Source organism: Pseudonocardia sp. CA-107938 (assembly GCF_050936315.1).
GTDB lineage: Bacteria > Actinomycetota > Actinomycetes > Mycobacteriales > Pseudonocardiaceae > Pseudonocardia.
In genome coordinates this window covers 598692-613638 of sequence record NZ_JBNJNA010000002.1, presented here as the reverse complement: position 1 = coordinate 613638, position 14947 = coordinate 598692, and the positions used below count along the sequence as shown (strand labels likewise).

The window sequence follows — 14947 nt, the reverse complement described above, 5'->3', positions numbered from 1 at the left end:
CCGGTTCACGGCGTCCGAGCCGGCGGGGCCACGGTCGCCCGTGCCCGGGTGTACGCCCAGCCGACGAGCGCGGCCGCGACGGCGGTGAGGACGATGCCGACGACCGTGACGGCGTCGCGGAACTGCGCGGTCTGCTCCGCGCTCCAGCTCGTCGCGGTGATGTCGCCGGTGACCATCGCGGTGAGGACGATGCCGGCGACGGCGATGCCGATGCCGGTGGTGAGCTGGGCCGCGGTGTCGACGAGCGCGGCGCCGATCGTCGTGCGGTCCGGTGGCAGGCCGCGTAGGACGTTGGTCCCGGCGACGACCCCGACCACCCGCATGCCGGCAGCGACGAGGGCCAGCGCGAGCGCGACCCACACGTACCCGAGCCGGCCCAGCGCGGCGTGGACGGCGAGCCCCGCCACGATCGCGGCCGAGCTGAGCCATGCAGCGCGGTCGAGCCCGGCCCACTCCACGAACGGCCCGACGAACGCGCTGCCCGCGACCAGCACCACGACCTGCGGCAGCATGCCGATCGCGGCGAGGGCGGGCGGCCAGCCCCAGTCGAGCTGCAGCTGCAGCGTCACCACGTACCCGAGTCCGGCGGTGGCGAGCCCGGCGGCGGCGCGGTAGGCCAGCCCGGCTGCGACGAGCGGGCGGGCGACGAGCTGCAGGTCGAGCAGCGGGTGACGGGCCGTGCGCTGCCGCACGACGAACAGGACGGCGCCCGCCGCGGCGCCGGCGGCGGCGAGCCACGGCGTCCAGGCGGCGGCACCCTGCTCGACGAACAGCGTCGGCGCGACGAGCGCGAGGACGATGGCCGCGGTCCCGAGCACCGCGCCGGCGACGTCGACGGGATCGCGGTGCAGCTCCGCCGCGACGTCGGGGGCGACGCCGGCGCGCAGGCCGGCGATCGCGAGCAGCGCGACCGGCACGTTCACCAGCAGCAGGACCTGCCACGGCGCGACCGCCAGCACGAGCCCGCTCACCGTCGGGCCGACGGCGAGTCCGACCAGGCCCACGGTCGAGATGATGTTGAGCGCGCGGACGCGCAGGCCGTCGTCGTCGAAGAGGCGGAAGGCGAGCGCCATCGAGCCGGGGGTCGTCATCGCGGCGGCGACGCCCGTCGCGACCCGGACGGCGATGAGCTGCTCGGCAGTGGTCACGAGGGCCGTGGCCAGGCTCGCGACGCCGAGCAGCACGAGCCCGACGAGCATGACGCGGCGGCGGCCGAACCGGTCGGCCAGCGCACCGAAGACCAGCATGGACCCGCCGAAGACGACGCCGTAGGCGCCGGTCACCCACTGCAGCTGCGTCGTCGACGCCTGCAGCTCGCGCCCGATCGTCGGAAGGGCGACGGTGAGGATCGAGTTGTCCAGCATCTCGAACAGGAACACGGCGGACAGGCCGGTGAGGGCGGGCCACGCGGCGCGCAAGGATCGGGGTCGATCGGGCATGCGATTAGATTAAGTGACTAAATTTAGTGATACAAGATAGAGGAGTGTGAGCTCGGATGCCCCGGACCGGAGCACGCGGCGGCCCCCAGACCCGCGCGCGGATCCTGGAGGTCGCGACCGGCCTGTTCGTCGAGCGCGGGTACGACGCGGTCACCGTCGCCGAGATCGCGCGCGCCGCCGGCGTCTCGAGCGTGACGGTCTTCAACCACTTCCCGCGCAAGGAGGACCTGTTCCTCGACCGCCAGGACGACGCCGTCGAACTGGTGCGCGCCGCTGTGCGGGACCGCGGCCCGGGCGTCGACGTGCTGGCGTCGCTGCAGCACGCCACCGAGCGGCTCGCCGAGGCCCGGCACCCGCTCTCCGGGCTCGACGAACGCTCCCTCCCCTTCTTCCGCACCGTCGCCGCGTCGCCGGCGCTGATCGCGCGCGCACGAGAGATCGCAGCTGAGATCGAGGAGGCCCTCGCCGACGAGCTGGACCGCGACCCGGCGTTCGACGGCGACGCGGCCCTGCTCGCCGCCTTCCTCGTCGCCGGCTACGCCACGGTGCTGGTGGCGACGGCGCGACGGCGGCTCGCCGGCGCCGCCCCGGAAGAGCTGCTCGACGATCATCGTGCCCGGGTGACCCGGCTGTTCAGTGCACTGCGTGGCGGGGTCGCCGGCTGAGCCCGCAACCCTCCGTCGCAGGGCCGCGTCGAGATCCGACCCGATCGAGCCACCCGCCCGACCCGGTCGGCGGTACGGAAGGCTCGCTGACCGGAGTCCGGCCCCGGATCACCGTGTGCGCGGACGGCGGGTGCTCCATTCGCGCCTGCCCCGAACCCGCGCGATCCGCGGCTGCGCATCGCTTCGGGTGAGACGTCGGGAAAGCCCTTCTCGGCCCTCCGGACAGGCCCCAGAATCACCCACACGCGTATCCGGGGAGTTGCGTTGGGTGACCTGCACGTGCGGCTGTTCGGTGAGATCCAGATCACCCACCGTGACCGCCCCCTCGCCTTCTCCTCCACCAAGGCCCTCGAACTGCTCTGCTTCCTGCTGGTGCACGCCGACCGGCCGCACACCCGCGAGACGCTGGCCGACGCCCTGTGGCCCGACACGACCCGCGCCGTCGCCCGGCGGTACCTGCGGCAGACGCTGTGGCGGCTGGGCACCGTGCTCAGCAGCTGCGCGACCAGCCCCGCCGAGAAGTTCGTGATCAGCGACCCGCGGTGGATCCAGCTCGACACGCCGTCGCGGTGGTGGGTGGACGTCCACGTCGTCGACGCCGTCTACCGGAGCACCCGCGACGTCGCGGCGGGCGACCTCGACGCCGGCCAGATCCGTGACCTCGACCGGGCGGTGAACCTGCACCGCGGCGACCTCATGGCCGCCTGGTACCACGACTGGTGCGTCGACCAGCGGGAAGGACGCCGGCAGATCCTCGTCGCCCTGCTGGAGAAGCTCGCCGCGTTCTGCGAGGCGCACCGGTTGCACGCCCGCGGGATCGACCACGTCCGGGCGGTCCTGCAGCACGACCCGGCCCGGGAGCCGGCACATCGCCAGCTGATGCGGCTCTACGCCGCGATCGGCGACCGCGGCGCGGCGCTGCGCCAGTTCGAGACGTGCGCACGGCTGCTCGACGAGGAGTTCAACGTCGCGCCGTCGCCTGCGACGACGGCGCTGCGCGACCGGATCCGCGCCGGCCGCACCGTCCGCGACGCGGCGCGTCCGACCGAGGACGGCGACTCCCTCGTCGCCGAGATCGACGCCCGCCTGGGCATGCTGCAGGCGAGCGTCGACGCGTTGCACGACCTCGTCGCGCGCAACCTGCGCCGCCCCGCCGAACCGGCCGGGCGGCACGTCCCCCGGACGCGGCACCCGGCGCTGCGGCGCCCGGAGTGACCGAGCCGGTGGGCTTTACGGGGTCGACGGACCACCTCGCGGCCGAGTTCGCGCTGCTGGACGCCCGGCTGCGGCACCTCGCGGCCGCCGAGGCATCGATCTCGACCCCGGACGTCGATCAGCTCGCCGCCGACATCGACACCGCCGTCGCCGCGACGGAGGCGCCGCTGCGGCTGGTGGTGCTGGGGCAGATGTTCGGGCTGGCCGCCTTCGACGTCGACGTCGTCGTGGCCTGCCTCGCCGCGGAGGTCGACGCCTCCTACGGCCGGCGGTACGCGCTCCTGCACGACGACGCGGAACGGGCACACCCCAGCGTCGGCCTGCTGCTGGACCTGCTGTGCGGCCGCGACCTGCCCGCCCGGCTGGCCGGGCGGCGACGGTTCGCCGCCGACGCGCCGCTGCGCCGGCACGGGCTCGTCCGGCTCGTCGAGCCCGACCGCCCGGCTGCCCTGCCGGGCGTCGCGGTGGTGCTGGAGCGGCGCGTCGCGGGGTTCCTGCTGGAGGAGGATGCGCCCGACCCCGCGCTCGCGGCGGTGTGCCGGGTCGAGCTGCCGAGCGCCGGGCTGGGCGAGCTGGTGCTGCCCGAGCCCGTCGCGACCGCGCTCAAGGGTCTGGCCGCCCGGCCCGCCGCCGACCTGGTGGTCCACCTGCGCGGAGCACCCGGTGCCGGACGGGGCGCGATCGCCGCGGCGCTGGCCGCAGAGTGGGGCGCGGCGCTGCTCACCGTCGACAGCGCGCAGGTCGCGGCGACCCCGCCGGACGCGCTGCCCGACCTGCTGCGGGCGATCGACCGCGAGACCCTCCTGGACGGCGCTGTCCCGTGCTGGGCCGAGTTCGACGAGCTCCTCGCGTCCGACCAGCGGCGGCGCGTCGTGCTCGACGCGTTCGCCGAGCACCCGGGCCCCGTGATCGTCTGCACGCGCGCGGCGTGGGCGCCCGACGAGCCGCGGCTCGGCGTCGTCCCGGTCGAGGTGCCGGCGCCGGGCTACGCGGACCGGGTCCGGCTGTGGTCGGACGCGCTCGGCCCCGCAGCCGAGACCGCGGCGGCGCGCTACCGGATCGGCGCGGGCCGCGTGCACGCGATCGCGGGCGCAGCGACCGCCATCGGCCGGGCCCGCGGAGCGGCCACACCGTCCGCCGACGACGTCGGGGCCGCGGCACGGGAGCACACGAGGCTGGCCCTGGACGGGCTGGCCCGCCGTGTGGATGGTCACCACACCTGGGCCGACGTCGTGCTGCCGGCGGACCGGACCGCGCAGCTGCGCGAGATCGCCGACCAGGTCCGCCACCGCGCCGTCGTGCACGAGCAGTGGGGCTTCCCGGGCTCGGCGGCCGGCGGGCAGGGCGTGACGCTGCTGTTCGCCGGCCCGCCCGGCACCGGCAAGACGATGGCCGCCGGCGTGCTGGCCCGCGACCTCGGGCTCGACCTGTACGTCGTCGACCTCGCCGCGACCGTCAGCAAGTACATCGGCGAGACCGAGCGCAACCTCGGGAAGGTCTTCGACGCGGCCGCCGGCGGCACCGCCGTGCTGTTCTTCGACGAGGCCGATGCGCTCTTCGGCAAGCGCACCCAGGTGCGCGACGCCCACGACCGCTACGCCAACCTCCAGACCAGCTACCTGTTGCAGCGCCTCGAATCGCACGACGGCGTCGTCGTGCTCGCGACGAACCTGCGCAAGAACATGGACGATGCCTTCACGCGCCGGCTGGCCGCGACCGTCGAGTTCCCGCTGCCCGACGCCGCCGACCGGCTGCGCCTGTGGCAGGGCGTGTGGCCGGCGGGCGTGCCCCGCGCGGACCTGGACCTGGAGCTGCTGGCCCGCGAGGTGGCACTGGCCGGTGGCAACATCCACAACATCGCCCTCGCCGCGGCCTTCCGCGCGGCGGCCGACGGCGGGGTCGTCACCATGGCGCACGTCCTCGCCGCCGCGGGGCGCGAGTACCGGAAGCTGGGGACGGTGGACCTGCCGGTCGGGCTGGGCAGTTGAGCCGCTGCACGCGTCAGCCGGCGGGCGTCCGCACGATCTCCTCGAGCTCGATCACGACCTGCCGCCGCCTCATCGGGTTCTTCGCAAGCCGCCGGACGGCGGGCGCGGCGGCGGTCAGGTCCAGTCCGTCGTCACTGCGCCACGATTCGTCGCCGAACCGCCGGAAGACGTTCGTGATCCTGAACGGCGTACCGGGCGGGATCAGAACCTCGTCCTCGTGTTGGGAGGTCGACAGATCGCGGATGTGCCGACCGGCCTGCTTGTTGTGGAACACGTATCCGAGGGTCCCGGGGAAGGCAGCGATCCAATCCCTGGTGGTGCTGTAGAAGTTGGGCAAACGGAAGATCGCGCCCTGCTTCAGCACGCCCTGGTGGCCGCCGTGGTCGATGTCGTAGTCCCCGCGGAAGGTGATCGTGTTCCCGCGGAGCTTGGGCAGTTTCCCCAGCCCGGACACCGCGAGCTTGGCGATGTTGGAGTACGCGACCCAGTTCGCTGTGTGGCCGTGCACCCGGAAGTCGCGGAACACCGCGTTGAGTTCCCGGTAGGAGTCGCCGGTGATGACCCGCAACGCGGCGATCTCCTCGCGCGTGAGGAGCTCCTTGGCCCCCTTCTTCGACCTCCCCTGCTCCGCCATCCGGGTGGCGCTCGCCATCGTGTACTCATCACGGATCTTGGGGGCCGTCTCGGCAGTCGCGGAGTCCAGCGTCGGCGCACCCCCTTGTCCAGGATCCTCGAGGTAGCGCCATCTCCGCACCCGATCGGGGTTGAGGTACTTGTCGCCGATGCGCTTGCGAACCTCAGCCTTCAAAGGCTTGGCCTTGTACGGCTTGTAGCTCATGAGGGTCGCGTATGTGCCGCCGATCGTGGGTGCGTGATAGGCGAGCAGCTGGCGCTGCGCAGCCATCATGTCGTCCCGCGTCCGCTCGAAATCGAAACGCCCGCCTAACTCTGCGAGTTTCTCGCTCTTGTACTCCTCGCGCCGCCAACCCAGCCTTCCTCGCTTGGCTCTCGCCGGGTTCATGACGGGCGGGTTGAGCGTGTCCAGAGAAAGTTGTGCCTGCTGCCAGTCCTTCCTCGCCAGCGCTGCGTGCGCCGTGTACAGCTCGTCCAGCTGCCCGGACGGCAGGGATTCCAGGTACTCCCGAGCGAGCCCGACCACCTGGAGCGCGGCAACGTTCGGCTGGTCCGAGGGGAGCTCGGCGTAGATCTCCCCATGCAGGCGCTGCACGGCTGCCTCGCGCTGGGTGAAGTGCTCCCTCGTCTTGAAGACGCTCTGCGCGTAGTAGGCCGTGTCTTCCAGGGCCGTGTCCAGCCTGATCAGCAGCTCGTGCCACCGGTGGTAACCCTTCGCCGCGAGAGCCTTCCGCAGCAGGCGGTCGACGGTGTCGAGAGCTCCCCGGGACTTCACGGAGCCGTCCTTCTCGCTCGGTGTGTCGGTGATCCAATTCCGGCGGCCCGTGATCGCGTCCCGGTCGAGGTAGCGGCGCTGCACCGTGCCGGCGGCCACCGGGGCCAGCGACCCGGGATCCACACTCCCACCCGCGGCCACCCGCGCCGCCGCAGCGTCCGCCTGCGCCTCCGCCGTCCCACCGATCGGACCCAGCCGCGGCGCCCCACCGCCCGAACCCCGCTGCTGCACCACATGGGTCAGCTCGTGCGCCAGCAACCGCTGCCCCGCACCCGTCCCCGGCTGGTAGGCACCGGACCGGAAGTAGATGTGGTCGCCCAGCGTCGACGCGCTCGCACTCACCTCCCGGTTGAACGCGTCGGACGCGCCGTCGGTGTGCACCCGCACCGCGTCGAACCCCGTCCCGAACGCCGCCGCCATCCGCTCACGAACGGCCGGGTCGAGGGGGCGGCCACGGCCCGCCGGGCGCCGGAGCGGAGCCCCGACGGTGGCGGCGACCGGAGCCGCGACGTCGAACGCTGGAGCCCGCACCAGCCGAGCATGCGGGTGCCTCGTGGCCTGCGCAATGCCGTGAGACGCCCCCGAGACGCCGCGACGCACACTGCAGCGGCGAGCGGCCGGGCTTGCCCTCCGCACGGTCACTGTCGCGACGCCGGAGCTCTCAGACGATCTCCCTGAGGACCAGGATCGTCGTGCGCTTGTAGTGGTTGGGCGGCGCCTTTTCGATCAGCTTCGCGAACCCCCGGAGCCCGACGGCGCCGCCCGCCTCTCTCCACAGCCAGGTCTGAGAGTCGTAGCGCCATTCCTCGATGACCTCGAACGGCGTCCCCGGCGGGATGAGGATCTCGCCCTCGCCAGGGACGGCCGAGAACGGCGAGACGTCCCGACCGCGCTTCCTGTTGATGAACACGTAGCCGAGCGCGCCGGGGAAGGCGGCTCCCGGGGCGACGGATGTGCTGTAGAAGAAGGGGGTGTGAAACCTCCTGCCGCGCTGCAGCAGGAGGTTGTTGCCGGAGTGGGAGAGGTCATCGTCGCCGCGGTAGCTGACGGTGTTGCGGACCTTGGGCAGCTTGTACAGCCCGGAGATCGCCAGCCGGGCGATCGCGCTGTACTTCAACCAGTTCGCAGTCGGGTTGCCGATGCGGAAGTCGCGCAGCACCGCGTTGATCTCGCGGTACTCGTCGGCCGTGTAGATGCGCAGGGCCGTGACCTCGTCGGGTTCGAGGGCCTTTCGTTTCGGCTTGGGCGCCAGCCCTTTGGCTTCCTGCCGCTTGGCGCTCGCCGTGTCGTACTCTTCCGCCTCGTCCTTGGCGCCGAGCTCCTTCGCGTCCTTCAGCGGCGCGAAGCCCTTGTCGCCGTAGGTGATCAAGGTGCCCCAGTCGCGCAGCTCCGCCGCGTTGAAGTAGCGCGCGCCCTGCCGGGCCTCGGCGTCCGTCAGCGGCGCGTTCCCCTTCGTCGGGCTGTAGGGCTTGTAGGTCATGAGCTGCCCGTAGAGCCCGCCGATGTCCTGCGCGTGGTGGACCATCAGCTGACGTTGGGCGCTGAGCATGTCAGCCCTGTCCCGCTTGATGTCGAAGATCACGCCCGGACGCACCATGTCGAACCCGTCGGGCCGCCAGCCCTTCGGCCGCTCGTGACCGGTCGCCTTCGACGGGGGATTGAGCATGTCGAAGATCGCCTGCGCCCGGTGGGGCTGTCCTGCTCGGAGGGCGAGACTGGCGTGGCACAGGCCGTTGATCTCGATCGGGTAGCACTGGTCGATGAATCTGGTGTCGAGACCGACGACCCGCTCCAGATAGAGGGCGGCGTCGAGCGTGCGGTAGAGCGCGTCGAGCTGCGACGGCGAGCCCAGCTGCCAGGCCCGCTGCGCGCGCAGCTGCTGCAGCGTCAGATACGGGAGCTCGACGGCGAGCGCTCGCAGGTCCGACACCTGCGCCGCCTGGGATCCGTCCGCCGGCTCCAGGTCGACGAAGAACTCCGGCTCCGGCTCCTCTTCCGGGATCCGGATCCCAGGGATCGGCTCGGGCTCCTCCGGATGGACGATCGACCAGTGGTCGTCCGGCGGGACGCTCAGGAACGTCGCCATGGACCCCGTGTCCGACTGCGACGGCGACTCGTGGACCTGCGGGGTCGTGGTGGTCGATGGTGCCTTCTTCCACCCCGCACGGCTGCGCGCCTCGGCGATCTCCCGGAGCAGCAGGAGGAACGCCGACCTTCGCCGGTCGAAGGTGTCGGTCCCCTTGGCCCAGTCACTGAGGTACTTCGACTGCTGTACGAACTCCTCGAGATCGTCGAGCAACCTGCCGTACTGGGGAAGGGCCGGGTCGGCCGCGTAGATGTCCTGCAGGAGGCTGTCGTACTTGGCGAGTTGCCCGCGGTTGTGGCGTGGGTTTGTCGACTTCCGGCTCTTCGTGTCCTCGTAGAAGGCCGTCCACCCCTCACGGAACGACGCCGCGTCGAGGTACTTGCGCTGCACCGTGCCGGCCGCGACCGGGGCCAGCGCTCCCGCGTCCACGCTCCCGCCCGCGGCCACCCGCGCCGCCGCAGCGTCCGCCTGCGCCTCCGCCGTCCCACCGATCGGACCCAGCCGCGGCGCCCCACCCCTCGAGCCCCGCTGCTGCACCACATGGGTCAGCTCGTGCGCCAGCAACCGCTGCCCCGCACCCGTCCCCGGCTGGTAGGCACCGGACCGGAAGTAGATGTGGTCGCCCAGCGTCGACGCGCTCGCACTCACCTCCCGGTTGAACGCGTCGGACGCGCCGTCGGTGTGCACCCGCACCGCGTCGAACCCCGTCCCGAACGCCGCCGCCATCCGCTCACGAACGGCCGGGTCGAGGGGGCGGCCACGGCCCGCCGGGCGCCGGAGCGGAGCCCCGACGGTGGCGGCGACCGGAGCCGCGACGTCGAACGCTGGAGCCCGCACCAGCCGAGCATGCGGGTGCCTCGTGGCCTGCGCAATGCCGTGAGACGCCCCCGAGACGCCGCGACGCACGCTGCGGCGACGAGCGGCCGGATATACCTCCGCGGTCACGCCGGGACGGAGGGGGGCGCGTGTTCCACGATCTCGACGCCACCCTCGCCGCGCTGCTGCAGGGCGAGCTGGGGCTGCCCGACGTGGCGGTCAGCTTCGCCGGCCCGGACGACCAGTTCCCGCCGTCGACGGTCAACCTGCCGGCCGTCGCGTTCTTCCTGTACGACGTGCGGGAGAACACCGAGCTGCGGTCGACGGTGTGGGAGACCGAGCAGCGCGCCGACGGCGTCACGACCCGCACCCGCCCGCCCGTGCGGGTCGACTGCTCGTACCTGATCACGGCCTGGCCCGGCGAGGGCGCACCCGACCCGGCCCGCGACGAGCACAAGCTGCTCGGCGCGGTGCTCACGGTCCTGCTGCGGCACCGGCGCATCCCGGAGCGCTACCTGAAGGGCGAGCTGCAGGGGCAGGAGCCGCCGGTGCCGACGCGCATCGTCGGCGAGGGCCAGCTGCAGAGCATGGGCGAGTTCTGGCAGGCGATGGGCGGCAAGCCGAAGGCGACGCTGCACTACGGCGTGACGCTCTCCGTCGCGGTCGCCGAGCCCGTCGAGGTCGGTCCCGAGGTCACCGAGCACGTCACGAACCTGAGCCTGAGGAGCTGAACCGATGCCGCAGTACCTGGCGCCCGGCGTGTACGTCGAGGAGGTCCCGTCCGCGATCCGCCCGATCGCCGGCGTCGGGACGAGCACGGCCGGCTTCGTCGGTGTGGTCGACGACGACGTCGAGCTGCCGCTGCAGCCGGGCCGCACCGGCGTGACGGCCGACGACACGCCAGAGCCCGCCGACCGCTACCCGCTCGCCCCAGCCGGGGAGCCGCAGCTGGTGGACGGATGGCACGCGTTCGTCACGGCGTTCGGCGACATCCAGGACGGCAACCGGGTGCTGGCCCACGCCGTCTACGGGTTCTTCAACAACGGTGGTGGCCGCTGCTGGGTCACCCGCGTCGCGTCCGACACCGACGCCGCGCTGATCGGCGCGCTGGAGGGCTTCACCACGATCGACGAGATCGCGATCGTCGCGGTCCCCGGCTCCACCAGCGACGCCGTGCAGGTGGCCCTGCTCGACCACTGCGAGAACGCCTACCTGCAGGACCGGTTCGCCATCCTCGACGGGCGCCGCACCACCACGCTCACCAAGTCCGCGATCCAGGGCGCGGTGCGCGACTCCAGCTACGGCGCCATCTACTACCCGTGGATCGACGTCGGCGAGCGCGACGACGACGGCGCCCCGGTGTACGTGCCGCCGAGCGGCCACATCGCCGGCGTCTACGCCCGCGTCGACACCGAGCGCGGCGTGCACAAGGCCCCGGCGAACGAGGTGATCCGCGGCGCGCTCGGCGTCGAGACGGCGGTCGGCAAGCAGGGCCAGGCCGGGCTGAACCCGGACGACATCAACGTGATCCGCCAGTTCGGCGGCAACACCACGATCTACGGGGCGCGCACGCTGGCCGGCAAGGAGAACGCCGAGTGGCGCTACGTGAGCTCGCGGCGGGTGTTCAACTTCCTGCGCGAGTCCATCGACGAGGGCACCCAGTGGGTGGTGTTCGAGCCGAACGCGCCGGAGCTGTGGTCGAAGATCCGGCGCAACGTCGGCGCGTTCCTCACCACCGTGTGGCGCGACGGGGCACTGCTCGGCGCCACCCCTGAACAGGCGTTCTTCGTGCGCTGCGACGAGACCACCAACCCCGCCGCCGTGCGCGAGCTGGGCCAGGTGGTGACCGAGATCGGGGTGGCGCTGGTGCGGCCGGCGGAGTTCGTGGTGTTCCGGGTCAGCCAGTGGTCGGGCAGCGAGTAGTGCCCTTCAGCTCTCCCGGCGTCCACCGCGTCGACGCCTTCCCGCAGCCCCGCCGAGCCTGCTCACCGGGGTGCCCGTGTTCCTCGGCGCCGCGGCGTCGGGCCTGTGGACGCCGCAGCGGGTGGCGACGTGGCCGCAGTTCGTGCAGCTCTACGGGCCCGGTCCGAGCCCGCTGGCCGGCGCGGTGCGCGGGTTCTTCGCCTGCGGCGGCCTGGTGTGCCACGTGGTGCGCACGTCGTCGCTGCACGCGGGGCTCGACGCGATCGCCGACCTGGACGAGATCGACCTCGTGTGCACACCCGATCTCGCAGCCGGCGGTGACACGATCGCCGGCCAGCGGGCGGTCCTCGCCCACTGCGCGGCGCGCGGCGACCGGGTCGCGCTGCTCGACGCCGTCCGGCCACCGGGAAACGTCGCCGCGCAGGCCGCGGCGCTGACCGGGCCCGACGGAGCGTACGGCGCGCTCTACCACCCGTGGCTCGTCGTGGACGGTCCGGTGCCGCCGTGCGGGCACATCGCCGGGATCGCCTCGCGCGGCGACCGCGAGGTGGGCGTGCACAAGGCACCGGCCAACCAGGAGCTGGCCGACGTGTGGGACGTCGAGGTCGGACTCGACGCCGCGCAGGTCGGGGACCTGTACGCGGGCGGGGTGAACTGCATCCGGGCACTGCGCGGGCGCGGGGTGCGGGCGTGGGGAGCGCGGACGCTCTCCGGCGAGCCGGCCGCCCGCGACCTGTCCGCGCGCCGCGTGCTCGTCACGATCGCACGATGGTTGGAACTGTTCATGGCCGGAATGGTGCACGAACCGCACGATGTGCGGCTGCGGGTGCGGGTGCTGCGTGAAGTGGGCGCCTACCTGGACGGCCTGCACCGGCAGGGCGCGCTGCGCGGGCGGACGTCGGAGGAGGCGTTCTCCGTGCGCTGCGACGAGCAGACCAACCCGCCCGAGGTCGTCGAGGCGGGCATGGTCGTCACGGAGGTCGGCGTCGCGCCCAGCGTGGCGGCGGAGTTCGTGGTGATCCGGGTGATCCACGGGGCGAGCGGGGTGGAGCTCCGCATGCCGGGACAGGAGGACTGACATGGCAAGGGTCGACCCGTACGCCGGGTACAACTTCTCCGTCGAGCTCGACGGCATCACCCGGGCCGGGTTCCGGGAGTGCTCGGGACTGGAGACCAGCCAGGACGCCGGCGAGTACCGGGAGGGCACCGACCGCAACCTCGCGGTGCGCAAGATCCCCGGCCTCAACACCTACGGCGACATCACGCTCTCCCGCGGCTTCACCAGCGACCGCAAGCTCTGGGAGTGGCGGGAGAAGGCCATGAAGGGCGCCGTCGAGCGGCACGACATCTCCATCACCCTCCTCGACGACCTCGGCAACGCCCGCATCACCTGGAACCTCTTCGACTGCTGGCCGAAGTCGTGGAGCGGGCCCAGCCTGTCGGCGTCGTCCAACGAGGTCGCGATCGAGCAGCTGACGCTGGCCTGCGAGCGCGTCGAGGTCGATCAGTGGAGCTGAGCGCGGCACCGACGCTCACCGAGTTCGCGTTCCGGCTCCCCCGCGGGCTCGCGATGCCGGACGGGCGCGTCCACCAGGAGGGCCGGATGCGCCTGGCGACCGCGTTCGACGAGATCGAGCCGCTGCGCGACCCGCGCGTGCGCACCAACCCCGGCTACCTGGTGATCGTGCTGCTGGCCCGGGTGATCACCCGGCTCGGCGAGCTGGAGCACGTGAGCACCGCGACCGTCGAGAACCTCTACGCGGCCGACCTCGCCTACCTGCAGGACTTCTACCAGCGCATCAACGCCACCGGCGACAGCAGGCTCACCGTCGAGTGCCCGCACTGCGCCGGCGCGTTCGAGGTGGAGGTCGGCCTGGGGGAATGACGCGCTACCCCGCGGATCAGCTGCACGAGGAGGTGGCGTACGTGGCCTATCACTTCCACTGGGCCCACGACGAGGTCATGCAGCTGGACCACCGTGAACGGCAGCGGTGGGTCACCGAGATCGCCCGCATCAACCAGCGGATCAACGAGCAGGCAGGAGGCCGGACATGATCTCGTCCGGGATGGCGATCGGGTTGAACTGGGTGCCCGGCGTCCGGCCGTTGCAGCCGTTCACCACGTTCAACTTCGCCGTCGAGGTGGAAGGGCTGCTCGTCGGCGGGTTCAGCGAGGTCAACGGCCTGGAGGCGGAGCTGGAGACCGAGCCGTACCGGGAGGGCGGCGTCAACGGGTTCACGCACAAGCTGCCGACCGTCGCGAACCCCGGCACGCTCACGCTGCGGCACGGGCTCACGGCGCTCTCGACGCTGTGGAACTGGTACGACGACACCGTCCGCGGCGTCATCCACCGCCGCAACGGCACGATCATGCTGCTGGACCCGCGGCAGATCCCCGTCATGTGGTGGAACTTCAGCAATGCCCTGCCCGTGCGCTGGACCGGCCCGACGTTCGACGCCCGCTCCGGCGAGGTCGGCTTCGAGGCCGTCGAGCTCGTGCACGAGGGGCTGACGAAGCCGCTGCTCAGCCAGGCCGCCGCGCTCGGCTACGAGGCCGCCCGGCTGGCCGCGCAGTGACCGGTTCGACCTCGTCCGGCTGGGTGCCCGACCCGCGGCTGGTGCGACGGCTGCGAGGACGGGTCGAGCGCGCCGGCGTCGTCGGCCGCGACCCGGCCCGGCGCATCGCGGTCCGCCGCGACCGCATGCTGCCCGCGCTGCCGCTCGCCGACCTCGCCGCCCGGCACGTTCCGGACGACGCCGCCGGTCCCGCGCTGCCGATCGTCTTCGCGGTGCCGGTGCCGCCGGCCGTACCTGCCGTGGCGGGGCCTGTGGGCACGGACGGCCCGGTCGTGCGCGTCCCCGCCGCAGCGGTGGCGCCGGGCGCAACCCCCGCTCCACCGGAACCACCGTCGAACCCGGTCGCCCCGCCCCGACGCGGTGCCGCACCGGACAACGTCGGAACGTCCGGCCGTGCCCGACCGGCCGGCCCGACCGGGCCGCGGGACGGTACCGCTGTCCCGGCCGCCCTCGCCTTCCCCGAGGTCGCCGCACCCCGGCTGAGCGCAGCGGTGCACGAGAGCGCAGCACTCCGGGAGGGCGCTACGGCTGAGTGGAGCGCTGCACTCCAGAAGAGAGTTGCACCGCAAAAGAGTGCTGCATCAGATGGGAGCGCTGCCTCCCAAGGGAGGACTGCCTCCCGACCGCGCGCTGCATCCTCTCCGAGCGCAGCGCTCCCACCGAGCGACACTCCCCTTCCCAGCGCCGCACCACTCCCGGGCGCGGTACCCCATCCGGGCCCATCGCGTCTTCCGAGCACGGCTCCTCTCGGGAGCGCGGCGCCTCTCGTCGGCGCAGCGCCTCTCGCCAGGGCAACACCCCTCGCGAATGCGGCGTCCCTCCCGACCACAA

At 72.7% G+C, this 14947-nt stretch carries 13 protein-coding genes; 10 read left to right on the top strand and 3 right to left on the bottom strand.

The annotated features are described in order from the left end of the window. Positions 1 to 5: 5 nt before the first annotated feature. On the bottom strand, positions 6 to 1439 hold the full coding sequence (locus tag ACQEVB_RS35825; RefSeq protein WP_432982531.1) for an MFS transporter: 1434 nt from the start codon (positions 1437 to 1439) through the stop codon (positions 6 to 8). A gap of 56 nt (positions 1440 to 1495) precedes the next feature. Between ACQEVB_RS35825 and ACQEVB_RS35820 the strand changes: the two genes are divergently transcribed. The 3 genes from ACQEVB_RS35820 (at position 1496) to ACQEVB_RS35810 (ending at position 5307) form a co-directional block, all read left to right on the top strand. Then, positions 1496 to 2104 (top strand): TetR/AcrR family transcriptional regulator, encoded by a 609-nt coding sequence (locus ACQEVB_RS35820; protein WP_432982528.1) that lies wholly within the window; start codon positions 1496 to 1498, stop codon positions 2102 to 2104. Between the two features lie 264 nt (positions 2105 to 2368). Continuing rightward, on the top strand, positions 2369 to 3319 hold the full coding sequence (locus ACQEVB_RS35815) for an AfsR/SARP family transcriptional regulator (protein WP_432982525.1): 951 nt from the start codon (positions 2369 to 2371) through the stop codon (positions 3317 to 3319). Then, the gene (locus ACQEVB_RS35810; protein ID WP_432982522.1) at positions 3316 to 5307 is read left to right on the top strand and encodes an ATP-binding protein; all 1992 of its coding nucleotides are present in this window, start codon (positions 3316 to 3318) and stop codon (positions 5305 to 5307) included. Before ACQEVB_RS35815 ends, ACQEVB_RS35810 begins: the two co-directional genes overlap by 4 nt. A 13-nt stretch (positions 5308 to 5320) precedes the next feature. On the opposite strand, the gene ACQEVB_RS35805 is transcribed toward ACQEVB_RS35810, so the two are convergent. Next, on the bottom strand, positions 5321 to 7246 hold the full coding sequence (locus ACQEVB_RS35805) for an eCIS core domain-containing protein (RefSeq protein ID WP_432982519.1): 1926 nt from the start codon (positions 7244 to 7246) through the stop codon (positions 5321 to 5323). Positions 7247 to 7376: 130 nt separating this feature from the next. After that, positions 7377 to 9638 carry an eCIS core domain-containing protein gene (locus tag ACQEVB_RS35800; RefSeq protein ID WP_432982516.1) on the bottom strand — a complete coding sequence of 754 codons (2262 nt, stop codon included), beginning with the start codon at positions 9636 to 9638 and terminating at the stop codon, positions 7377 to 7379. Positions 9639 to 9766: 128 nt separating this feature from the next. Here ACQEVB_RS35800 and ACQEVB_RS35795 point away from each other — a divergent pair, with 128 nt between their 5' ends. From ACQEVB_RS35795 to ACQEVB_RS35765, 7 genes are all read left to right on the top strand, one after another. Further along, on the top strand, positions 9767 to 10348 hold the full coding sequence (locus ACQEVB_RS35795) for a DUF4255 domain-containing protein (protein WP_432982513.1): 582 nt from the start codon (positions 9767 to 9769) through the stop codon (positions 10346 to 10348). Between the two features lie 4 nt (positions 10349 to 10352). Then, positions 10353 to 11540 carry a phage tail sheath family protein gene (locus ACQEVB_RS35790; RefSeq protein ID WP_432982510.1) on the top strand — a complete coding sequence of 396 codons (1188 nt, stop codon included), beginning with the start codon at positions 10353 to 10355 and terminating at the stop codon, positions 11538 to 11540. Between the two features lie 70 nt (positions 11541 to 11610). Beyond that, positions 11611 to 12618 carry a phage tail sheath family protein gene (locus ACQEVB_RS35785; protein ID WP_432982507.1) on the top strand — a complete coding sequence of 336 codons (1008 nt, stop codon included), beginning with the start codon at positions 11611 to 11613 and terminating at the stop codon, positions 12616 to 12618. Position 12619: 1 nt separating this feature from the next. Beyond that, positions 12620 to 13057: a phage tail protein gene (locus ACQEVB_RS35780; protein WP_432982504.1), complete on the top strand. Its 438-nt coding sequence runs from the start codon at positions 12620 to 12622 to the stop codon at positions 13055 to 13057. Beyond that, on the top strand, positions 13048 to 13425 hold the full coding sequence (locus ACQEVB_RS35775; RefSeq protein ID WP_432982501.1) for a hypothetical protein: 378 nt from the start codon (positions 13048 to 13050) through the stop codon (positions 13423 to 13425). The genes ACQEVB_RS35780 and ACQEVB_RS35775 overlap by 10 nt, the downstream gene beginning before the upstream one ends. After that, positions 13422 to 13595, top strand: coding sequence for a DUF6760 family protein (locus tag ACQEVB_RS35770; RefSeq protein WP_432982498.1), 174 nt, complete (start codon positions 13422 to 13424; stop codon positions 13593 to 13595). The genes ACQEVB_RS35775 and ACQEVB_RS35770 overlap by 4 nt, the downstream gene beginning before the upstream one ends. Beyond that, positions 13592 to 14116 carry a phage tail protein gene (locus ACQEVB_RS35765; RefSeq protein WP_432982495.1) on the top strand — a complete coding sequence of 175 codons (525 nt, stop codon included), beginning with the start codon at positions 13592 to 13594 and terminating at the stop codon, positions 14114 to 14116. Before ACQEVB_RS35770 ends, ACQEVB_RS35765 begins: the two co-directional genes overlap by 4 nt. Positions 14117 to 14947: the final 831 nt, after the last annotated feature.